Raw genomic sequence first — 20,472 nt, 5'->3', positions numbered from 1 at the left:
ATCGACCTGCGACGGGCGAGGTCACCGCCCTCCACCTGGACGCCATCCCCCTCCGCGGCCGCCGTCAGTTCAGGCGCAAGAGCCGCCCCACGATGCGGAACAACCCTCGCGAGGCGGCGCTGATCCGGCTGCCCACCACCTCGATGTCGCCGTCCTCGCGGATGCGGACCGCGCCCCGGCCGGAGCGGAGGAGCAGCTCCTGCTCGCCTTCGATGGTGATCGTCGCCGCCTTGAGGTGGAGCGCCTTCGGCCGCTGCGTCGTCAGGGCCCCGACGATCAGCGGCGGCTCGCCCTCGCAGAGCTCGACGAGCACCGCGTCGCCCCGGGCATGCGCGTCGGCGATCACCTCGGGATCGACCTCGGGCGCGACCAGCGCCTCGACCGGGCCCGCCGCGCCCCGCACGACAAGCCGCGCCCGCCGCCCGGCGACCGCGGCCACGCGCGCGGTCCGCATCGCGGCGCCGAGCGGCTGCGCGCCCCGCGCCGGAGGCGGCGCCGCGGCCTCCGCGGCCGGCGCCGCGGCCTCCGCGGCCGGCGCCGCGGCCTCCGCGGCCGGCGCCGCGGCCTCCGCGGCCGGCCCGGCGAGCACGTCGTCCAGGGTCACGCGCGGCGCCCCGGACGCCCCCCCGGGCTCGCCCTCGGGCTCCAGCTCCGCCACCGCGGCCGGCGCGCCGGACCGGCCGGGATCCCCGTCGAACGAGGCCGCCATCACACCTCCGAGACCTTCTTCGGCAGCTGGATCTTCGGCGCCAGGAACGCCACGAGCGGGGAGCTGATGGTGACGCCGCCGCCGTTGATCACCACCTCGCTGCCGCCGCACTTGAACACGATGGCGCCCTTCGCCTCCACCTTGTGGAACGCCCCGATGAACGTCGCGGGCCCGACCGCCTGCACCACGTGCGACCCCTTGAGCTTGTCGACGACCGCGCCGCCCACCATCGAGGTGCGCGAGCCGGTGATCGTCTCGCTCTCGCCCGCATTGCTGAGGACCACGAGCCCCGTCGCCTTCTCGCTCTTCGAGCCGGTGACGCTCTCCGCGTAGCTGCCGAACGCGACCTGCACCGTCGCGGCGCCGACGTCGATCGTCTTCTTGCCGGTCACGTTGTTGTCGATGTCCCGGACCGCGCCGAGGATCTTCATCGAGCCCACGTCCTCCTTGTGGGTGCCCGCCACCTTCGCGGTCGAGTGCCCGGGCCCCTTCTCGCGATCGGTCGCGTCGACGCCGTCGACGTTGCCCTCCGGCCCGGCCGCGTTCGCCATCGACTCGCCGCCGCCGCCGCCCGAGTCCATGCCGAGCGCCGACGCGAGCGCCTCCGGCTGGACGAAGACCCGCCCGGCCAGGCTGCTGTGCACCGCGTTCGAGGCGATCGACGCGAGCATGTTGGGAGGACCGGAGCCGCCCGGCGCGCCGCCGCCACCGCCGGCGCCGCCACCGCCGCCTCCGCCCATCGAGGCCGCGAGCTGGCCCGCGCCGGGGATGCCCGACGCGCCCGCGATCATCGCCGGCATGCGGCCCATGTCCCCGCCGGCGACGGCCCGCATCGCGCCCGCGACCCCCTGCGCCTGCTGCGTCAGCGCGTTGATCGGCCCCATCACCTGGTTGATCGCGCCGTCGACCTGCCCCTGGATCGCCGAGATCGCGTTGTTGGCCATCACGCTCGCGAACTGCACCGCCGCCTGCGCCGCGAGCGCGAGCATCGCCTCGAGCGGGTTGCCGTCCATCTCGAACTGGTTCCCGCCCACCGTGGTCGCCGCGTTGCCCTTCGCCGTCACGGCCGACACCGCGTTCACCTCGAGGGTGCGGTTGCCGCCCACGCTGATCGTCTGATCCGCGCCCACCGTGTTCGACGAGCCCTTCGTGATCTTCGTCGTCTGGTTGCCGCCGACCTCGAGGGACGCGTTGTTCCCGACCACCGTGGTCTCGTTGTTGCCGATGTTCTTCTTGGCGTTGTTCGCGGCGGCCGTCTTCATGTCGTGCTGGGCGTGCACCATGATCTCCTCGGCGCCCGCCTTGTCCTCGAAGCGCACCTCGTTGGCGCCGCCGCCGCCCGGCGTGCTCGCGGTGCGGATCGCCGTGCGGGTCTTGCCCTCCGGCAGCGCGTACGGCGGCATGTACACGCCGTTGTAGAGGCGGCCGGTGACGATCGGACGATCGGGGTTCCCCTCCAGGAACTCGACGATCATCTCCCAGCCGATGCGCGGGAGCATCATCGAGCCCGACGTCTGGAGCTGCGCGACCCGCATCCAGCACGAGGCCTTGTCGTCGGTGACGTCGCTGCGATCCCAGTGGAACTTGACCTTGCAGCGGCCGTGCTCGTCGGTGTGGATCGCCTCGGGCTGCGCGCCGGCCGGCGCCACCACGGTCGCGGTCTGCGGCCCCTCGATGACCGGGATCGGGGTGACGCGCCGCGGCCTGTACTTCACGTCGGCCGGCACGAGGCGCGCCCGCGCCCTCGAGCGCGGCGCGGCGCCCTCGCGCTCCTCCCCGTCGTCGTGGACGAAGGTGTGCGTCACCGCGAAGAGGAAGTACTCGCCGTCGAGCTCGCCGGCGTCCGTGATCGTGAGCGTGTGGCCGACCGCGAGCCGCGGGCAGACCGCCTCGATCTCGATCGTGCGCCGCTCGACCTGCTCCTCCTCGAGCCGGATCTGCGCGAGCCGCTGCCCCTCGCTCGGCTCGACATAGCCGCCCGGGTAGTCGTAGCGCTCGAGCTCGGCGTGCTCGCTCGACGCCGCGCTCGCCGTGAGGTCGAGCTGCGGCCGCTCGAAGTCGAAGTCGCGGAGGACGAACTTCCCGGAGCGCACCCGCTCGAGCTCGCGGATCGCGTAGATCGCGTCGCGCTCGTCCGCCGCGCTCAGGCCCGTGCGCCGCCGGAACGGCAGCGCGGGGTCGCCCGGGATCGGCGCGGCGATCGTGCTGTCGTCGTCGAAGACGAGGAGCTCCCCGCCGGCGTCCGCCTCGACGAAGCTGTAGATGCCCTCGTGCTCCATGAGCCGCGAGATGAACGCGAGCGCGCTCTCCTGGTACTGCACGCAGTACTCGCGCTTCGGACAGTCGCCGCTGAGCCGCCACTCGACCCGGGCGACCCCGTGCTCGTCGAGCACCTGCGCGACGATCTCCTTGGCGCTCATGTCCTGGAAGATCCGGGAGTCGACGCTGCGCGCGAGGAGCGCGAGCGCGGAGACGACGCGCACGGCGTAGCGCGCGCCGATCGCCTCCATGCCGAGCTCGGAGGAGCCGATCGAGGTCGCGGCCTCCACCGTTCCCGCGACGACGCGCGGCGCCTCGCCGGGCGCGCCGAAGGAGAGCGCCGCGGGCTTGCCGATCATCGCGTCGAGCTCCTGGAACACGTGGAGGATCACCTCGACGTCGACCACGAGCGGCCTGCCCGCCTCGTGGATCGACTCGAAGCGGAGCACCCGGGCGGCGGGGACCTCGTCGATCGTGAAGTGCGCAATGGTCTCGCGTGCCACGTTCGCCTCCTGCTCCTCAGTTGTCGATCACGAGCGCCGCGGTGTCCGCGACGTCGCCGTCGAGCTTCGCGGACAGGCCGAGGATCGCGACGCTCGCGGGCGTCAGCGAGACGATCGACGCGCCCATGACCAGCGTGAGCGCGCCGGTCGCCTCGAAGACGACGTTGTTCGCCTTGACGAGCTGCGCGCCGCCCGCGAGCTCGGTGTAAGTGCCGAGCGAGCTCTCCACGCGATCCCCGTTCGCGACGTTGACGATCGCGCCGCCGACCTTCACGTTCATCGATCCGCCGACCTGGACGCCGCGCCCGGCCTTGACCGCGATCACCTTCGCGCCGGTCGCCGTCTCGCTCCGGTCGCCCTGGACCGTCACGGAGCGGTGGCCCAGCGCGAGCTCCACGAGCGCCGCGCCGACCTCGTGGTTGAACGCGGCCAGGGTCTGATCCGTGACCGACCCGACCACGAGATCGATCTGGTTGCCCGAGACGTTGAGCGCGCTGTCGCCGGCGACGTCGCGTTTGTGATCCCCGCCGATCTTCATGTCGCGGTTGCCGCCGATCGAGAGCGCGTGGTCGCCGCCGATGTCGTCCACGTGGAAGGTCTCGACCTTCATCGCCTGGTTGCCCGCGACCGAGATCTTCTGGTTGGCCCCGACGCTGCTCGTCATGCTGTTCGTGACGTTGGTCGTCTGGTCCGCGCCGATCTTCTTCGCGTGGTTGTTGCCGATCGACTCGGTGGCGTTGTTCTTCACCTCGGTGGACATGTCCCTCGAGGCGTTGATGAACATCTCCTCGCCGCCCTTCGTGTCCGACATCCGGAGCTCGTTGCTGCTGCCCCCGCCCGGCGTGGTCGCGGTCTGGAGCGAGCTCTTCCCGGCCTCCTTCGGCAGCGCGTAGGGCGGCGGCGTGAGCGCGTTGTACATGCGGCCCATCACGAAGGGCCGGTCCGCGTCGCCCTCGACGTGGCGCACCGTGACCTCCCAGCCGACGCGCGGCAGCAGCATGGAGCCGCCGGTCGGCACCTGGCTCGTGCGGATCCAGCGGCTCGACGTGTCGTCCTTCTTGCCGGAGCGATCCCAGTGGAACGACACCTTCACGTGCCCGCTCGCGTCGGTGTGGATCTCCTGCCCCGAGGGCCCGGTCGTGATCGCGGTCTGCGCGCCCGGGATGACCTGCTCGCGGGCGCGGCGCGGGGGCCGGTAGCGCGTGGTCCCGGTCGGCACGCTCCAGAACTCGCAGACCATCCGGACGTCGCGCGCGCCCTCCAGGGCGGCGGCGGGGCTCGAGAGCTCGAAGTTCCGCGGCCGGCTCCCGGCGATGCGCGAGCGCACCACGAGGTACTCCTGGTTGAGCGGGTCGTACGGGTGGCCCTCCACCGAGAAGCGCCGGCCCGGGAGCAGCGCGAGCGAGCCGGTCTCGCCGCGCACGACGTCGCGCTCGGCCTGCACCGCGTCGAGCAGCACCTTGGCGAGCCGCTCCGCCACGCTCACGTCGGCGGTGCGCGCCGGGTACTCGTAGATCTCGAGCGCGTGCTCCCCGGGGTCGCTGCTCTCCGCCGACGCCTCCAGCTTGAGCGAAGGCTTCTCCGGGTTGTAATCGCGGACGAACACCTTGTCGCTCCGCACCGAGACCTCGCGGGAGAGGCGCACGACACGATCGGCCGAGCCCGCGACGCCGAAGTCCTGGAAGAACGGGAGCGACGTCGCGCCCTCGACGTCCTCGAGGCCGGCCTGTGCGTCGCTGAAGACGGCCACGTCCCGCTCGCCCTTCGTGTGGATCGCGAAGTAGATCCCCTCCTCGGCGAGGAGGCGGTGGACGAAATCGAGGTCCCGCTCGCGGTACTGGACCGTGTAGACCCGCGCGGGGTGCGGCTCGGTCACGCGCCAGTCCTGCTGGCCGGCGGGCACGCCCGCGCCCTCGAGGACCTCCTTCACGATGTCGACCGCGCTCTTGTCCTGGAAGATGCGGCAGTCGGCGCGCTGCGCCAGGTTCCACAGCGCCGGCGCGACCTGGATCCGCAAGGTCGGCACGTCGTCGGGGTCGGGCAGGAGCTCGGCGAGGACGACGGTCCCCGCGAAGGTGCGGGTCTGCGTGTCGTCGCTGCGCGACAGCGTGAAGACCGCGCGCTTGCCGAGGACCTCCTTCGGCCTCGGGAGCGCGGCCTCGTCGTCGAGCAGCTCGCACTCCAGGTGGGTGAGCTCCGAGAGCTGCTCGGAGAGCTCGAACCGCAGCACCCGGTAGATCTTGCCCTCCACGCTGACGGAGGGGATCGCGAGGACATGATGGTCAGCCACTCTTCACCTCACAAGCGCCCTTGGACCTCACGATCCGAGCTTCATCGACGCGCCCATCTTGACCACCAGCGCGCCCTTGACCGCGATCTTGGACCCCTTGATCACGATGGGTCCGCCGCCGAGCTTGAGCTCGCTGCCGCCGCCCTTGAAGACGCCGACGGCGCCGAGGAGGGTGATGAGCGGCGCCTGCACCACGAGATCGCCGTTCAGCTTCTGGTAATGGAGCCCGCCCACGAGGTTGGTCACGCCGGCCGCCACGTGGGAGAGGGAGCCCTTCGTGAGGTGGAGCTCGGCCGCGAGCGACGTCTGGTCCTTGTTCGCGGTGATCTGCTCTCCGTGGCTGCCGTTGACGATCTGCGCCTTCACCGCGCCCACCGTCTCGGTCATGCCGCCGAGGACGTTGTCGTTGATCGAGGCGAGGCTCCCGGAGAGCTGGAGCGCGCCGACGTTGCGGCTCATGTCGCCGGTGATCGACTGCTCGATGCCGTTCGAGATCGTGATCTGGTTGCCGCTCACCGTGTACGAGCGATTGCCGGTGATCTTCTCGACGTAATTGCTGATCGCGTTGGTCGTGTCGTTGCCGCCGATCGAGATGCTCTGGTTGCCCGAGATCTTGTGCGAGAGCACCGCGCCGACGTCGAGCGATTGATTGCCGGCCACGGAGATCGACTCATCGACCTTGACCGACCGGGAGCCGTTCACGCTGATGTGCTGCTCCTCGTTGACCGCGACCTCCTCGACCTTGTCGTTGCCGATGGTGACGTTGAGGTCCTTCTGGGCGTGGATGCCGAAGCCCTGGCTGCCGGAGCTGTCGGACATGCCGATCTCGTTGTGGCCGCCCGCGCCCGGCGACGACATGCTCTTCAGCGTGCCGGACGCCTTGGCGGCGGGGAGCGTCTGCGGCGGCGTCTTCTCGGCGTTGTAGGTGCGCCCGAGGGCGACGGGCCGGTCCGGGTCGCCGTCGAGGAAGGCGACGGAGACCTCCCAGCCGACGCGGGGGAGGATCATCGAGCCGCCCATCGCGATCTGCGAGACGCGCAGCCAGCAGCTCGAGGTGTGGTCTTGCTGGCCTTGCCGGTCCCAGAAGAAGCGGACCTTGATGCGGCCGTGCTTGTCGACGTGGATCGCCTGCTCCTGGGTGCTCGACCCCGTGACGACCGCGGTCTGGATGCCGCGGATGCGCGGCCGCCGCGCGCGGCGCTCGGCCGCGAAGGGGGCGCCCTTGGGGATGCCGCGGAAGTGGTTCTCGACGTCGACGTTCGTCTCTCCGCCGGTGAGCGTCTGGTTGCCGCGCGAGACGAGGTGGGTGACCACGAATTCGCCGTTCAGGCACGGCTCCGCGGCGCCCTCGACGAGGAACGGCTCGCCCACCTTGAGCCCGGCCGCGCGGCTCTCGCCCTCGCACACGTCGGCGTCGGCGGCGAGCTCGCGCATGCGGGCGTCGGCGCGGCGGGCGCCCACGCTCCCCTTGGTGAAGCCGGCGGGGTACTCGAAATAGGGCAGTACGAAGGCCTCCTTGCGGGGCAGCGAGGACTCGGGCTTCACGTCCGGCTTCTCGAAATCGTAGTCCCGGAGGTGGACGCTGCTCGTGCGCAGCGCGCGCGTCCGCGTGAGCTTCTTGAGCGGCAGGCTGCCCGGGAGCCCGCCCTGCGCCATGCGGAAGAGCACCGGGGTCCCCTCCTCGACCGCGAAGGCGGCGGGGTCGTCGGTGATGATCATCGTGTGCCCGGCGGCCTCGTGCCGGAAGTAATAGAAGAGGCCGTTGTCCTCGAGGAGGCGTGAGACGAAGTTGAGGTGCGACTCGCGGTACTGGACGATGAACTCGCGCGGCTCGTATTCCTTCGCGGTCCGCCACTCGACCTTGTCGCCGAAGCCCGCGTCCTCGAAGATCGTCTGCGCCACCTGGACGATGGTCTTCTCCTGGAAGATGCGGCACCCCTCGCGGTGCGCGAGGGCCGCGAGGGCGGGCCGCAGGCGGACGTCGAACTGGCGGGAGTCGCCGACGAGGCGCGCGAAGCCGGCGCGGTCGACGATGCCGTCGAACAGGCGCTCCTTGCCGGCGGTGTCGATGACGCGCAGGCAGAGGCGGCTGCGCAGGCAGTCCTCGACCCGGAAGGCGGCGTCCATCGTCGCGAAGCGCACCTCGACCGTGTAGGGGGCGGAGATGGCCTCGACGGCCTCGAAGCGGGTCACGGCGGTGTCCGCGGGGAGCTTGTCGCCCTCGAGGGAGAAGGTGGCGAAGGTGTCGGCCATCGGGGCCATGGTAGGCGATCGGCGGGCGGCGCCAAGCCCCGGCGCTGGGCGGGGCACGGGACCGACGCGGGGAGAGCGGCGTGGGGGGCGGATCGGGCGGACCTCAGGGCGTCGGCAGATCGCGCCGACGATGCCCCCACCATGAGCGCGAGGCGCCGGAGCACCGGGCCCCGGCGGCGCATTCATGACTCGGGCGCGCGACAGGCTCGGGAACGAGGCGCGGCGCGGACGCCGGTCATGGCAAGTCGCGTGATCGCGTCGCTTCCGGTCGGCCGTAGTTGAGCTTCCGATCCGTGTAGCCCTCCGCCGGAATCAGCCGCACGTACTCCGCGGGGAATATTCCTACGATCTGTCCCTGCACCTCGGCAGGATAGCCGTACACCACGAGCATGTCACCATGATGGACCTGCTTGGAAACGGACTCAAACGCTTCAATGGGCATGGACCATGCTGCCCTGAAGGGACCCTCCCCTCTGGGGGAGAGGAAGTAACGAGCCCGCTGGAGGCCAATGTCTTCGATCCAGTCGAAGTACCGATGCTCGATGTCGAACCGCAGCACCGTGGCGTCGCTCTCCTTCGACACCTCGTACGATCGCAGGACGCCGGCCCAGGCGACCAGTGTCTTGCCGTACCGGCCAGGATTGCCGCGGACGTCGTCCGGATGAAGTTCCCTCGTCGCTCGAGCGAAGACGGCGGCTTCTCGCTCCGACACCGGGTGGTACGGACGCGAACCAGGCGCGAGCAAGGACAGGCAGCCTGAACGGGCCATGAAGGCCAGTCCGGCGAAGCCGACGCATCCGACCGCAAGGGATACCGCCAGTAGTCGTCTACGAGTCATATGTCTCTCACTTTCGCAGAACGATCCCCCGTTCAACGTGGCACGCGCGGTCATGCGACATCGTCCTCCTGGTGACCGCGCCTCTTCGCCGAGCTATCCGTCGATGGGTCCACCGAAGCCGCCGGGGCGGGCCGGCCCTCCAGAAGGACGCCGACGAGGACGCCGAGGTAAGCGCCGGCGTGGATCCCGCAGCAGACGAGGTACCGCGTGGCGGTGCCGCGGGGCCACGCGCCGACGCTCGCCTCGCGCACGCCGAACGGGTCGAGCGCCGCCATGACGACCGGGCAGAGCGCGAGCCCCGCGGCGAGCGCCGCCATGATCCTGACCAGCCAGGCGCGCCACGAGAACCGGTCGCTGCGCGCGGCGCGGAGGAGGCCCACGCCGGTGACGAGGGCGCCGAGCGGCAGACCTCCGCGGAACCCCGTCCACGCGACCGCGAGCCGGAACGGCAAGTTCGACGCGGCGAGGCCCTTTCCGTCGAGGAAATACTCCGGAGAGATCGTGGCGGTGACCTGATCGAAGAGCGCCCCGCAGGCGCCCGCGGCCAGGGCACCAGCGAGGATGGCGAGGTGCTCGCGAGCGCGGGTGGACGAGGCGGGTGGGCGAGGCCGCACGGCGCCCAGGATACGATGGACGGAGGCGACAGCGGCAAGCTTGCCGGCGCTCACTCGATCACGATCGGCCGCGCCGGGACCACCGCCACCGCGTCCACACAGCGGCAGTGTCAGGCCGCGACGAGCCCGCCATCGATGGGCAGGGCGACCCCGGTCACGAACGACGCCTCGTCGCTCGCCAGGAAGAGGGCCACCCGAGCCGGCTCGATCGGGTCCGCGAACCGGCCGATCGGGTGGCTCGCGAGGACGCGTTGCTCCACGGCCCCATCCTTTATCCATTTGTCGAACATCGCGGTGTGCGTGCCCCCAGGGCAAATCGCGTTCACCCGCACGTTGCGAGCAGCGAGATCGATGGCCGCGACCTTGGTCAGCCCGATGATGCCGTGCTTCGACGTCACGTACGCGGACAGGCCAGGCGTCGCCACGAGGCCTCCGACGGAGGACGTGTTGACGATCGCGCCCCCGCCCGCCTTGAGCATCTCCGGGATCTGGAACTTCATCGACAGGAAGACGCCCTTCAGGTTGATGTCGATCACGCGATCCCACTCGTCCTCGTCGAGCTCGGGCACGCTCTTGACGACCTGCTCCACGCCTGCATTGTTGAACGCGACGTCGAGCCGCCCGTACCTCTTCACGGCGGCCGCGACCATGGCGGCGCAGTCGGCCGAGCGCGACACGTCCGTCGGAACGAAGATGGCGTCTCCCCCTCGGGCGACGATCTCCGCGGCCGTCCTCTCGCCCTCGGCCACCCGGCGAGCGGCGATGATCACCTTGGCGCCCTCCTGGGCGAACAACAGCGCCGCGGCCTTGCCGATTCCCATGTTTCCACCCGTGATGAGCGCGACTTTATCTTGCAACCGTCCCATAGGATTCGCTCCGGATCTGTGGGCCTGACGAACGACAGGCCATGCCATGCCAGCGCGCGGCGCCGAGGCGCTCTGCCGCGCGTCGAGGAGGGCAGCGCCCGCGTCGAAACGCAGCGGATCGCCTGCGATCGCGACGCCCATCAGCCTCGCGCGCAGGTGGGTCGAGGATGACGAGATCCGCGACCTCGGGACGGAGGATGTCCAGCCTCCGCCGGCGCGGCTTGGGCAAAATTGACGGGACCCGCGCGGCGCGCGATCCATGGGAATGGGCCTGGCGCAGCGCGCGTCGGCCCACTAGGCTCCGGAGCATGCCGAGCGCGCTGCCAGGCTGCGATCCGGACGATCCGCTGCGTATCGAAATCGTGCATCCGAAGGCGCTCTCCGGCGTGACCGTGGCCCGCTGCCGCAGCGACGCCCGTCGCCACCGTTCCGTGAAGGACCGCTTCGCCTCGGTCGCCTTCACGGCCGGCCAATGCGAGTGGCGGGCGCGCGGGCGCGCTTGGACGGCGAAGCCAGGCGCGCTCGCGCTCATGCTCCCGGGTGAGGTGCATCGCGAGGAGAGCCGCGATGGGCCGGCGCGCTTCCAGGTGGTGCTCTTCGACGACGCGCTGGTCGACGAAGCGCGCCGCTCGCTCGGAGGCCGGCCCTTCGCTCCCCCGCCAAGCCTGTTCCTCGAACGCGGAGCGCCCGATGGCGCGCCGCTCCGCGCCCTGCACGCGCTCGTCCACGAGGGCGACGCCGATTCTCTCGCGCTCCAGACCGCGCTCGTCGAGTCGCTGCGCTCCGTCGTCGCGCTCACCAGTCCGGGTCACGCCGAGCGCGGACGCCGGTACGCCTGGGGCGCCCCCCTGCGCCGCGCATTCGAGCTCATCCGCGAGCGCTTCGTCACCGCGCTCTCTCTCGACGAGATCGCGCTGCACGTGGGGCTCGACAAGTTCCAGCTCATCCGCGCGTTTCGCGACCAGCTCGGCGTGACGCCGTATGCCTATGTGACGCAGCTGCGCATCGGTCGCGCCCGCGCGCTCCTCACGCGGGGCGTGCCGCCGTCCGAGATCGCCGCGCGCGTCGGCCTCTACGACCAGAGCCAGCTCAACCGGCATTTCAAGCGCATCGTCGGCATCACGCCGGGACAGTTCGCGCGCGCCGTGGTGTGAGCGCGCCTCGCGGCGCTCGGCTCGCCCCGGATCGGCGTTGAACGCCGATCGCGCGCCGGCATGCATGCAATGCATGAGGTCGATGTGATCTACGCATTGGAATCGCTCCGGCGGGCGACCTAAACAGCGCCCATTGAGCCCTCGCGGGGGGAGGGACCTCGGAGAGCGGGCGCCGCCGCGCCGCTCGCCGGGCCTCGTCCGTCTCCGCGGATCTCGCGCCCACCTCGCCCATCGCGCGGAGGCGGGGCGCTGCTCAGGAAAGGCATCCATGGCAAAGACCCTCTCTTCGTTGACGGATACCTCCTCTCCTCGCGGCCTTCGCGCCGCCGGATGGCACGCCGGCGTGGCGCTCTTGCTCCTCGGCGCGCTCGGGCCGACCGGGTGCGTCGCCGGGGCCGGCGACGACGGCGAGGAGAGCCTCGGCGTGGCGACCCAGAGGTGGGGGAGCTACGATCTCACGAGCAGCTACACGGGCAATGTCGCCGACACGCGCGGCTGGATTGTCGAGTGGGAGGTCCCCGAGCTCTTGAACGAGAGCACGGCCTGGACGGCCGTGGGCCAGTGGTACAACAACCTCGAATCGGGCATCTACCACTATCCGCCCGGCTGGTTCGTCTACTACTTCGCCGACGACAACGGCGTCACGGGGAATCACCCGAGCTGCGCCTACGACTGGCACAACCTCGAGACCGGCGTCCCCATCGGGGGCACCTGCGGGCTCGGCGGCGACCTTATCGCGCTTCAGCCGGGGCAGCATGTCGCCTTCAAGTACGAGTCGTGCACGACCGAGCGCGTGGCCGACGTGAACGGCTCTCAGATCTGCCTCTACGTCGACGTGAACGACGGCAAGGGCTGGCAGTTCCTCGCGGAGGACGACCCCGGGAACATCGAGATGTACACGCACGACGTCGAGCACTGGGCGTCCGAGGGCATGGTCACGCCGGAGATCCCCTGCGACGCGCCCATCAAGATGCTTCGCCAGGAGGTGAAGACGACCGCGGGCACCTGGCAGCCGCTGTCGGGCGCGAGCACCTGGTCCTTCAATCAGTTCACGCCGTACGCCTACCAGAACCGCAGCCTCACCACGTCGCCGGCCACCTGGGAGGCCTGCACGCCCCCGCCCGACGGCAACGGCGACGGCCTCCGCGGCGAGTACTTCAGCAACACCAGCCTGACCGGCACTCCGTTCGTCCGCACCGACCCGATGGTGGCGTTCGGCTGGGGCACCAGCTCGCCCGGAGGGTCCGTTCCCGCCGACGGCTTCTCCGCGCGCTGGACCGGACAGCTCGTGCCGCGCTACTCGGAGACGTACACGCTCTCGACCGAGTCCGACGACGGCGTGCGCCTCTGGGTGAACGGCGCGCTGCTCATCGACAACTGGACGGATCACAGCTCCACGCTGGACAGCGCCACCCTCTCGCTCGTGGCGGGCCAGCCGTACGACGTGAAGCTCGAGTATTACGAGAACAGCGCCGACGCGACGATCCGGCTCTTCTGGTCGAGCCCGAGCCAGGTCCGGGAGGTGGTCCCGCAGAGCCGGCTGCACGCGGCGGGCGCGGACTGCAGCGGCGTGCCGGCGTGGGCCTCGGCGCAGGTCTATACGCCCGGCACCCGGGTGACCGACGGCGGCCACCTGTGGGTCGCTGCCCAGCAGGTCTGGTGGTCGAACCCGGCCTGCCCGCCCAGCAACCCGACCTCGTGGTGCCCGGCCGACTGGATCGACCAGGGAGCGTGCCAGTAGCGCCGCGCCGGGCCGGGCGGGATGGGCCCGCTCAGGCGCCGGCGAGCAAGAAGAGCCCGTAATCGCCGACGGGCGTGAATCCGAGCGACGCACAGGCGGCGATGGCCGCGCGGTTCTCGGCGCCCGTGAAGAGGATCGCGCGCGCCGCGCCGCCGTCCCGCGCCGCGAGCAGCACTGCCGCGCCGAGGGGCTCGCTCACGTGGGCGTCGTGGCCAGCCCTCCGGGGCGACAGCCTCCTCCGTCGATGCCCTCCTTCATCACGTCGTCATGGATGTGGCGCGCGAGGTGCTCGATCAGCGCCCGGATCGCGGGCGGTAAGCCGCGGCGCGAGGTGAACACGAGGTGGACGATGCCCTCGGTCACGTACCACTCGGGGAAGACGCGGACGAGCTTGCCAGCCCTCAAGTCCGCCGCGGCGATGTGATCGGGTAACAACGCCACGCCCAGCCCTGCGATGGCGGCCTCTCGCAGGGCGGCGAAATCGCCGCACGAGAGGCGCGGCGCGTGACGCACGACATGCGTTTGCGCGTCGGGCCCGACGAGCTCCCACGCATCTTCGCCGGCCTGCTCGCTCTGGCTGAGGGTCGGTACGGAGGCGAGCGCGGCGATCTCCGGCGCGCCGCCCAGGCGACGCGCGAGGGCGGGGCTCGCGACGAGGAACCGGCGGCTCTTCGCGAGCGTCTTCCGGGTGAGCGTGGCGTCGGTGTCGAGCTTCGTGCGCACCCGAAGCGCGATGTCGATTCGCTCCTCGATCAGATCGACGCGCCGATTGGTGGGGATGACCTGCAGCGCGACACGCGGGTAGCGCTCCATGAAAGAGGGAAGGATGGGCCTGACCAGCTCCATCATGCCCGTGGGGCAGCTCAGTCGGACGAGCCCCTGCGGCTCGCCTTGCGCCTCGGCGACGATGGCCTCCGCCAGCGCCACCTCGCTCATGACGGATCGGCAGCGCTCATAGAACGCCTGGCCCACCTCGGTGACGCTGAAGCGGCGGGACGAGCGCTCGATGAGGCGAACGCCGAGCCGCGCCTCGAGCTGCGCTATCCGCCGGCTGAGCTTCGATTTCGGCTGCCGCAGCGCGCGCCCCGCCTTCGCGAACCCGCCGTTCGCCACGACCTCGGCGAAGAAGAAGAAGTCGTTCAGATCCTGCATCGGTGATCTCTTCGTTCTGCCAGCGGAACGCAGCGTGCCACGATCGCCGGATGGCCGCCCCCCGCTTCGGCTCTATCTCCAGGGAGCCGGCGACGTTGAGCGCCGAGATCGAGGGACGGACACCATGAGCGACAAACTCCAGGGGAAGGTAGCGATCGTCACAGGCGGCACCACGGGGATCGGCCTCGCGACGGCGAAGCGGTTCGCGGCGGAGGGCGCGCGCGTCTTCATCACCGGGCGGCGGCAGGCGGAGCTCGACGCGGCCGTGAAGGAGATCGGCGAGCGGGCCACCGGCGTGCGGAGCGACGTCTCCAACCTCGCCGATCTCGATCGCCTCTTCGAGGTGGTGAGGCAGCAAGGCGCCCCCATCGACGTCCTGTTCGCCAACGCCGGCGGCGGCGAGCTCGCCCCGCTCGGCGCGATCACCGAGGAGCATTTCGACAGGACCTTCGCCATCAACGTCAAGGGGATGCTGTTCACGGTCCAGAAGGCGCTGCCGCTGCTGCGCGACGGGGCGTCGATCATCCTCAACGGCTCGACGACGGCCTCCACCGGCACCCCTGCGTTCAGCGTCTACAGCGCGACAAAGGCCGCGGTGCGGAGCTTCGCGCGCACCTGGGCGCTCGACCTGAAGGACCGCGGCATCCGCGTCAACGTGATCAGCCCGGGGCCGATCGACACCCCGGGGCTGCACGGGCTCGGCGCGACCGAGGAGCAGGCGCAGCAGATCAAGGCGAGCCTCGTCGCCAGCATCCCGCTCGGGCGGCTCGGCTTGCCGGAGGAGGTGGCCAAGGCCGCCGCCTTCCTCGCCTCCGAGGACAGCAGCTTCACCAACGGAAGCGAGCTCTTCGTCGACGGCGGCATGGCGCAGGTCTGAGCGCTCGATGTGGTTGCCGGCGCGGGCGGAGAGCGAGCCGGCCTCCAGGAGCGCCGCTCACTCGATCACGATCGGCCGCGCCGGCACCACCGCGCGCGGCAGCTCCTCCTGCGCCACCCGGGCCTGCGCCTCGGGCGCCGTCACCTTCCCGGCGAGCGCGAAGCGCACCGGGATCTCCACCAGCGTCGAGAGCCGCCTCGCCTCCAGGGAGGCCCGCAGCGCGAGCACGCCGTTCACCTGCCGCACCCCGTCGAGCGGCGCGGCCAGCGACACCCCGGGGGGGAGCGGGATGCGCACGTCGACCTCGATCGGGCGGCCCAGCGTGTGGCGCAGCGAGACCCCGAGCTTGCCCGTCGTGCCCGCGCGCGGGCGCTTCGGCCAGGAGATCTCCGCCTGCACGGGGCTCGCCGCCGCGGCCGGCGGTCGTCTCCAGCGCCGCAGCGCCGGGCGCTCCAGCCGCGCCACGACCGCGGGCCCCGCCACCTCGAGCGCCACCTCCGTCGCGCCCGCGTCGAGCGGCACCACGAGCCGCCCCGACGGCCCGACCTCCACGTCGCGGCGCGCGCCGCCCGACGTCACCGTGACCCGCGCGACCCCTCGATCATCGCCCCCGTGGGCCACGAGCGCGCGCACCGCCGCGAGCGTGCTGGCCGGCGCGCCGTAGCCGCCGCGCACGTCCCGCTGCACGCCCACCCAGCCGAGGAGCGTGGCGGGCGGCGCCGCGCTCCGGCCGAGCCCGGCAGCGCGGAGGAGCGCCGCGTAGACGACCGCGCGCGCGCTCCGATCCTCGGCCTGGCCCGGCGGCAGCGTGATGCCGCCGGTCGGGCCCAGCGCCACCCAGGCGCGCAGCCGGTCCGCCACGCTCGCGGCCAGCGCGGCCCGGTGCGGCCGCTCCGCGAGCGCGAGCAGGACCCGGGCGAGCGCCACGCGATCGCCGCTCCGGATCACCTCGTCCACCGTGCTCGTGACGAGCGCGTCCCAGCACGCGTTCACCGCGCCCCCCGCCGGCGAGGGCTCCGCCTCGAGCGCGTCGAGCGCCGCCGCGGGCTGCAGGGCCTCGGGCGGGCAGCGCGCGGCGAGCGCCGGCAGCTCCTCCGCCACGGCCGCGGGGGCGAAGGTGCGCGCCCGGAGCGCCGGGGGCCAGAAGCCCACGTCCTTCTTGCCGGCCTTGTACGCGAGCAGCCGGCCCACGGCGCGACGGCCGATGTCCTCCGCGCGCGCGACGAGCGGCGCGCCCTCGCCCCCGCGCGCCGCGGCCCAGCGGCCCACGAGCGCCGCGACCTCCACCGCGTCCGCCATCGCCCCTGCGGACGTCAGCCGATCTGGATCCATGGCTTCGAGCGCCGCGGCGAGCGCGCTCGCGAGGCCGCGCTCGACGACGAGCCGGGGGCGGCCGGTGAGGCGGTAGCGCTGCGCGTCCGCCGAGACGCGCAGCGTGGCCGTGGCGCCGCCCTCGACGCCCTGGGCGTGGGTCAGATCGGTGGGCTCGCCCGCCGGGCCCACGTCCCACGCGTGCACGAGCGCGTCGCCCGGGAGCCCCTGCGCCTTCACGGCGACCGCGAGCTCGGCCCGCCCCGCGCGCAGCGCGCGCACCCGCGCGCGCACCGGCGCCGCGCCCCCCGCGGGCACGTCGACCGCCGCCGCCCGGCTCCGCGCGTCCGCGAGGGCGGCCGCGCCGCGCGCCGTGAGCTCCACGGTCGCGCGGAGCGGCCTCGGCGAGCGGTTCCGGACCGAGATCTCCACGTCGACCTCGTCGCCCTCGACCCACGCGGCGCCCGCCTCCACGCGCGCCGAGAGCGGCTGCGCGGTGGGCACGTCGAGCGTGGCCGTGGCCGGCGTGGCGCCGTCCGGCACGCCCACGAAGACGAGCCGGTAGGTCGTCTCGACGTCGCCGAGCGGAACGCGCATCCGCAGCCGACCATCCCTGTCCGTGCGCTGGGGCGGCGACCAGAAGAACACGCCCCGCGGCGCGCCGTACGAGGTCCGGGCCGCGCCGCCCAGCCTGCCGTGGCCTTGACCGAACCCCGCGCCGGAGCCCGTACCCACGCCGGACAGGCCCATGCCGCCCAGGCCGATCCCCTCGCCCAGCGACGTGCCCGTGAGCTCCTCCAGGAGGCTCTCCCACGCCGACACCGTGGCGTCGCCGACCTCCATGTCGAACTTCGCGTCGACGAGGCGATCCTCGCCGACCGCCCTGGCGTACGGCGTGCCCGAGCGGAGCACGCGCTCGAACGGATCGCGCACGTCGTCGCCCGTGCCGATCCGGCCGTCGGGCCCGGGCGCGTGCAGGGCGAAGCCGCGCCGCACCGTGAGGAACGGCGCGGGCGGCGCGGTCGTCGGGGTGAACTGGATCGTGCCGCCCCAGGGATCGAGCAGGAGCGACTCCTCGAGCTGCTCGTCGCGCACCAGGCGGCGGAGCAGCGCGTTCGGATCGCGGAGCGCCGGCTCGTCGGGATCGAGCAGCCGCTCGCGCCGGAACGCGCGCGCCGCGGCGAGGATGCGGAAGAGCTTGAGGCGGGTGACGCGGCGAGCGACGTGATCGAACGTGACCTGCGGATCCACCGCCAGGAGGTCCGCGAGCGAGAGCGGCTCGCCGCCGGGCGTCTCGGGCGGCGCATCCATGGCGGCCGTGACAAGGGTCATCAGCTCGGGGTTCCATTGATACGCGCCGCCCGGCCCGCGGCGGCGCACGTCGCGCAGCCGCTCCGGGTCGCTGGTGGCCTCGAAGACCGCCCCCTCGAGCGAGCGGAGCACCTGGCCGAACGCCTCGTCGAGCGCCGCCCGTGCGGAGCCGGCCGGATCGATCGCCGGCGCGATCGTCTCGCGCGCCCGCGCGCCGAGCTCCGCGCGCCGGAGCGGATCGAGCGCGGGATCGCCCTCCAGGAAGGCGCCGCAGCGCTCGGGCTCGACCATGCCCTGGCAGAGCCGCGCGCGCGTGTCGAGCGCCGCGAGGCCGCCGACGCTGCCCCCGCCGTGCAGGTCCACGACGACGGCCGCGACGGTCCCGGGCAGACCGCGGCCGCCCCCGTCGGTGAGCGCGAGGTCCACGTCGACGGCGCCGCGCGGCGCCGCGCGGCCGCCGGCGATGCGGGCGTCGAGCCGCGGGAGCACGCGCGGCGTGACGAGCACCGCGCCGCCGGCTTGCCGCGCGGCGGCGCCCTGTCGGGGAGCGGCGGCGCTGAGCGTCCAGACGCCGGCGGCGCCCTCGGGCAGGCCGAGCGCGCCGCCGTCCGGGCCCCCCGCGATCCAGGCGCTCGCCGCGCGCGCCGCGCTGGCGGAGGACTGCACGATCACGCTCCAGCCGGCGCCGTCCGCCGCCCTGCCGCCCTCCGGCCGCCGGCCGGCGCGGGCGTCCGCGCCGCCGGCGTCGACCACGCGCAGCGCGAGCGCGTCGCCGGCGCGGGCGAGGAGCCGCTCGGGCCGGAGCAGCGCCGTGGCCTCGCGATCGACGGAGACGCACAGCGCGAACGGCTCGCGCCGCGACGCGAGCGCCGGGAGCTCGCCCGCGGGCCGCACGCGCACCGCCGCCGCGACGCCGCCGGCGCACGGCCCGACGTTGCGGAAGGCGCCGAGATCGGCGGGCGCGTCCCAGGTCACCTCGGCCTCGCCGTACGCGTCGGTGGTCACGGTGGCCTCCAGCCCGTCGCCCTCGACGGTGAAGGTGCCCTCCACCGGCTTCCGCCGCGCGTCGCGGACGCGCAGGAGCATGCGCTGCGCGGCGCCCGGGACGATCGCGCCCGCCTCCGGGAGCAGCGTCGCCTCCGAGGTGGGGCTCTCCACGGAGGCGGTGGTCTCGCGCTCGAGCTCGTGCCCCTCGAGCGTGGCGCGCGCGACGAGGCGCAGCGTGGTCCCCACGCCCTGCACCACGGTGGTGGGCGCCGCGGCCGCGCCGCGGATCTCGCCGGCGGCGTCGGTGCGCGCGGGCGTGGTGAGCTTCTCCCACGCGGCCCTGTCCTCGGGCGGGCTCGTGCCCTTCGGCCCGGTCCAGACGCGCACCGGCAGCCCGGCCACGGGCTGACCGGCGCCGTCGCGGATCCGGATCACGTAGGCGGCGCGGTCCCCGGCGCGCAGATCCTGCTCGGACCACTCGGCCAGCATCTGCGGGGCGCCGGGCGTCTCCTCGCGCGGCGAGAGGGAGATCTGCGCGGCGTTCGACGAGGCCCCCGCCGCGCCCCGCGCGCGGGCGCGGAGGACCCAGCGCCACCCGGGCTCGTCGATCCAGGGGACGGGCACGCGCGCCATGGCGACGCCGGCCGCGTCGGTGGTGACCACGGCCGTGTGCCGCGCGACGCCGCCCTCGAGCAGGCTGACCTCCACGGGGATGCGCGGGGCCGGCTGCCCCGAGGCCTGGCTCTGCACCGTGATCCACGCCGACGTCGCGCCGCCCGGCACCACGCGCGTGTCGGGGACGTGCAGGTCGACGTGGAGCGGCGCTTGGCGCTGCACGGTGAGGGTCCGGGTCCGCTGCCGGTCGCCGGCGCGCACGCCGAGCAGCAGCCGGAGCTCGCGCTCGGGCCCGTCGGGGATCGGGACGTCGAGGTGAGCGCGCCCCTTCGCGTCGGTGGTGACCCGCACGGGCGGCGGGACGGCGCTGATCTTGCCGAGGTACTCGGGATCCCAGGTCGCCTCCACGGTGGCCGCCTCGAGCGGCCGGAGCGTGACCGCGGTGGGGAACCCGAGCGCGAGGACCTGGACCGGCAGGGTGGCGCCGGGCGCGCCGCGGTCGGGCGCGTGAAGGAAGAGGTCGAGGCCGCGGGCGACCGCGTCGCGGTGGTCCGTGGCCGCGTCGGAGGTCGCGGCGGCGCCGAGGGCGGCGATGATGAGGAGTCCGGTGAGCGGGAGGAGGGGCCTGGGCATCGGTGGCTTTCGACAGGGCCGAGGGGAGCAGGTTCCTGCGCTGCACGGCGGATCGGGATGGCCGGCGCGGCGCGCGATCGGGCCGGCGATGGGCTCCGGCGCAAGGGAAGCAGGCGCAGGCGCGCAATGTACAGCGCCACCAGAACAATTCGATCCGGACGCTCCCCGGAGCCACCGGATTGAATTTCAATTCTCCGGGGAGGCTCTCGACAGGTGGTGGTCAAAATTGACCAACCGAGCCCGCACCGCCTTGACGAGCGACGCCCCCCGAAGCGCAGCGTCCTCTCCCGCGCACCGTCCGCCCCCTTCTCCAGGATGAGCCGCACGCGCGCAGCGACCCCACCACGGGGCTGGCGCTG

13 protein-coding genes are annotated in these 20,472 nt (G+C 72.8%); 3 read left to right on the top strand and 10 right to left on the bottom strand.

The features are described 5' to 3' along the window. Nucleotides 1-64: 64 nt before the first annotated feature. The 7 genes from NQZ70_RS19460 to NQZ70_RS19430 all read right to left on the bottom strand — a co-directional run bounded on the left by NQZ70_RS19460 (nt 65) and on the right by NQZ70_RS19430 (nt 10,332). Nucleotides 65-709, bottom strand: a complete 645-nt coding sequence (locus NQZ70_RS19460; protein ID WP_129575548.1) for a hypothetical protein — start codon at nt 707-709, stop codon at nt 65-67. Continuing rightward, nucleotides 709-3,471, bottom strand: coding sequence for a type VI secretion system Vgr family protein (locus NQZ70_RS19455; protein ID WP_129575547.1), 2,763 nt, complete (start codon nt 3,469-3,471; stop codon nt 709-711). The genes NQZ70_RS19460 and NQZ70_RS19455 overlap by 1 nt, the downstream gene beginning before the upstream one ends. A 16-nt stretch (nt 3,472-3,487) precedes the next feature. Next, complete coding sequence (locus NQZ70_RS19450) at nt 3,488-5,761, bottom strand: type VI secretion system Vgr family protein (protein WP_129575546.1); 2,274 nt, start codon at nt 5,759-5,761, stop codon at nt 3,488-3,490. Between the two features lie 27 nt (nt 5,762-5,788). Beyond that, a complete protein-coding gene (locus NQZ70_RS19445) occupies nt 5,789-8,014 on the bottom strand; it encodes a type VI secretion system Vgr family protein (protein WP_129575545.1) in 2,226 nt (741 codons plus the stop codon). Nucleotides 8,015-8,249: 235 nt separating this feature from the next. Then, complete coding sequence (locus NQZ70_RS19440) at nt 8,250-8,906, bottom strand: hypothetical protein (RefSeq protein ID WP_207217894.1); 657 nt, start codon at nt 8,904-8,906, stop codon at nt 8,250-8,252. Continuing rightward, nucleotides 8,903-9,466 (bottom strand): hypothetical protein, encoded by a 564-nt coding sequence (locus NQZ70_RS19435; RefSeq protein ID WP_129575543.1) that lies wholly within the window; start codon nt 9,464-9,466, stop codon nt 8,903-8,905. Before NQZ70_RS19435 ends, NQZ70_RS19440 begins: the two co-directional genes overlap by 4 nt. Nucleotides 9,467-9,576: 110 nt before the next feature. Continuing rightward, nucleotides 9,577-10,332, bottom strand: a complete 756-nt coding sequence (locus NQZ70_RS19430) for an SDR family NAD(P)-dependent oxidoreductase (RefSeq protein ID WP_129575542.1) — start codon at nt 10,330-10,332, stop codon at nt 9,577-9,579. Between the two features lie 308 nt (nt 10,333-10,640). Between NQZ70_RS19430 and NQZ70_RS19425 the strand changes: the two genes are divergently transcribed. After that, nucleotides 10,641-11,486: an AraC family transcriptional regulator gene (locus tag NQZ70_RS19425; protein ID WP_165374051.1), complete on the top strand. Its 846-nt coding sequence runs from the start codon at nt 10,641-10,643 to the stop codon at nt 11,484-11,486. Nucleotides 11,487-11,829: 343 nt separating this feature from the next. After that, nucleotides 11,830-13,227 carry a PA14 domain-containing protein gene (locus tag NQZ70_RS19420; protein WP_207217893.1) on the top strand — a complete coding sequence of 466 codons (1,398 nt, stop codon included), beginning with the start codon at nt 11,830-11,832 and terminating at the stop codon, nt 13,225-13,227. Nucleotides 13,228-13,258: 31 nt separating this feature from the next. Here NQZ70_RS19420 and NQZ70_RS19415 read toward each other — a convergent pair whose 3' ends face one another. Together NQZ70_RS19415 and NQZ70_RS19410 are read right to left on the bottom strand one after the other, a co-directional pair. Then, a complete protein-coding gene (locus NQZ70_RS19415) occupies nt 13,259-13,426 on the bottom strand; it encodes a hypothetical protein (protein WP_165374050.1) in 168 nt (55 codons plus the stop codon). Further along, a complete protein-coding gene (locus tag NQZ70_RS19410; protein WP_129575539.1) occupies nt 13,423-14,379 on the bottom strand; it encodes a LysR substrate-binding domain-containing protein in 957 nt (318 codons plus the stop codon). The genes NQZ70_RS19415 and NQZ70_RS19410 overlap by 4 nt, the downstream gene beginning before the upstream one ends. A 124-nt stretch (nt 14,380-14,503) precedes the next feature. Between NQZ70_RS19410 and NQZ70_RS19405 the strand changes: the two genes are divergently transcribed. Continuing rightward, the gene (locus NQZ70_RS19405) at nt 14,504-15,256 is read left to right on the top strand and encodes an SDR family oxidoreductase (RefSeq protein ID WP_129575538.1); all 753 of its coding nucleotides are present in this window, start codon (nt 14,504-14,506) and stop codon (nt 15,254-15,256) included. A gap of 57 nt (nt 15,257-15,313) precedes the next feature. Here the strand turns inward: NQZ70_RS19405 and NQZ70_RS19400 are convergent, their stop codons facing one another. Then, nucleotides 15,314-20,113 carry an alpha-2-macroglobulin family protein gene (locus NQZ70_RS19400; RefSeq protein ID WP_129575537.1) on the bottom strand — a complete coding sequence of 1,600 codons (4,800 nt, stop codon included), beginning with the start codon at nt 20,111-20,113 and terminating at the stop codon, nt 15,314-15,316. Nucleotides 20,114-20,472: the final 359 nt, after the last annotated feature.

Origin of the sequence: Sorangium sp. So ce836 (assembly GCF_028553905.1) — a bacterium.
Classification (GTDB): domain Bacteria; phylum Myxococcota_A; class Polyangia; order Polyangiales; family Polyangiaceae; genus Sorangium; species Sorangium cellulosum_D.
The sequence above is the reverse complement of the archived record's forward strand: the minus strand, read 5'-3'. Positions and strand labels throughout refer to the sequence as shown.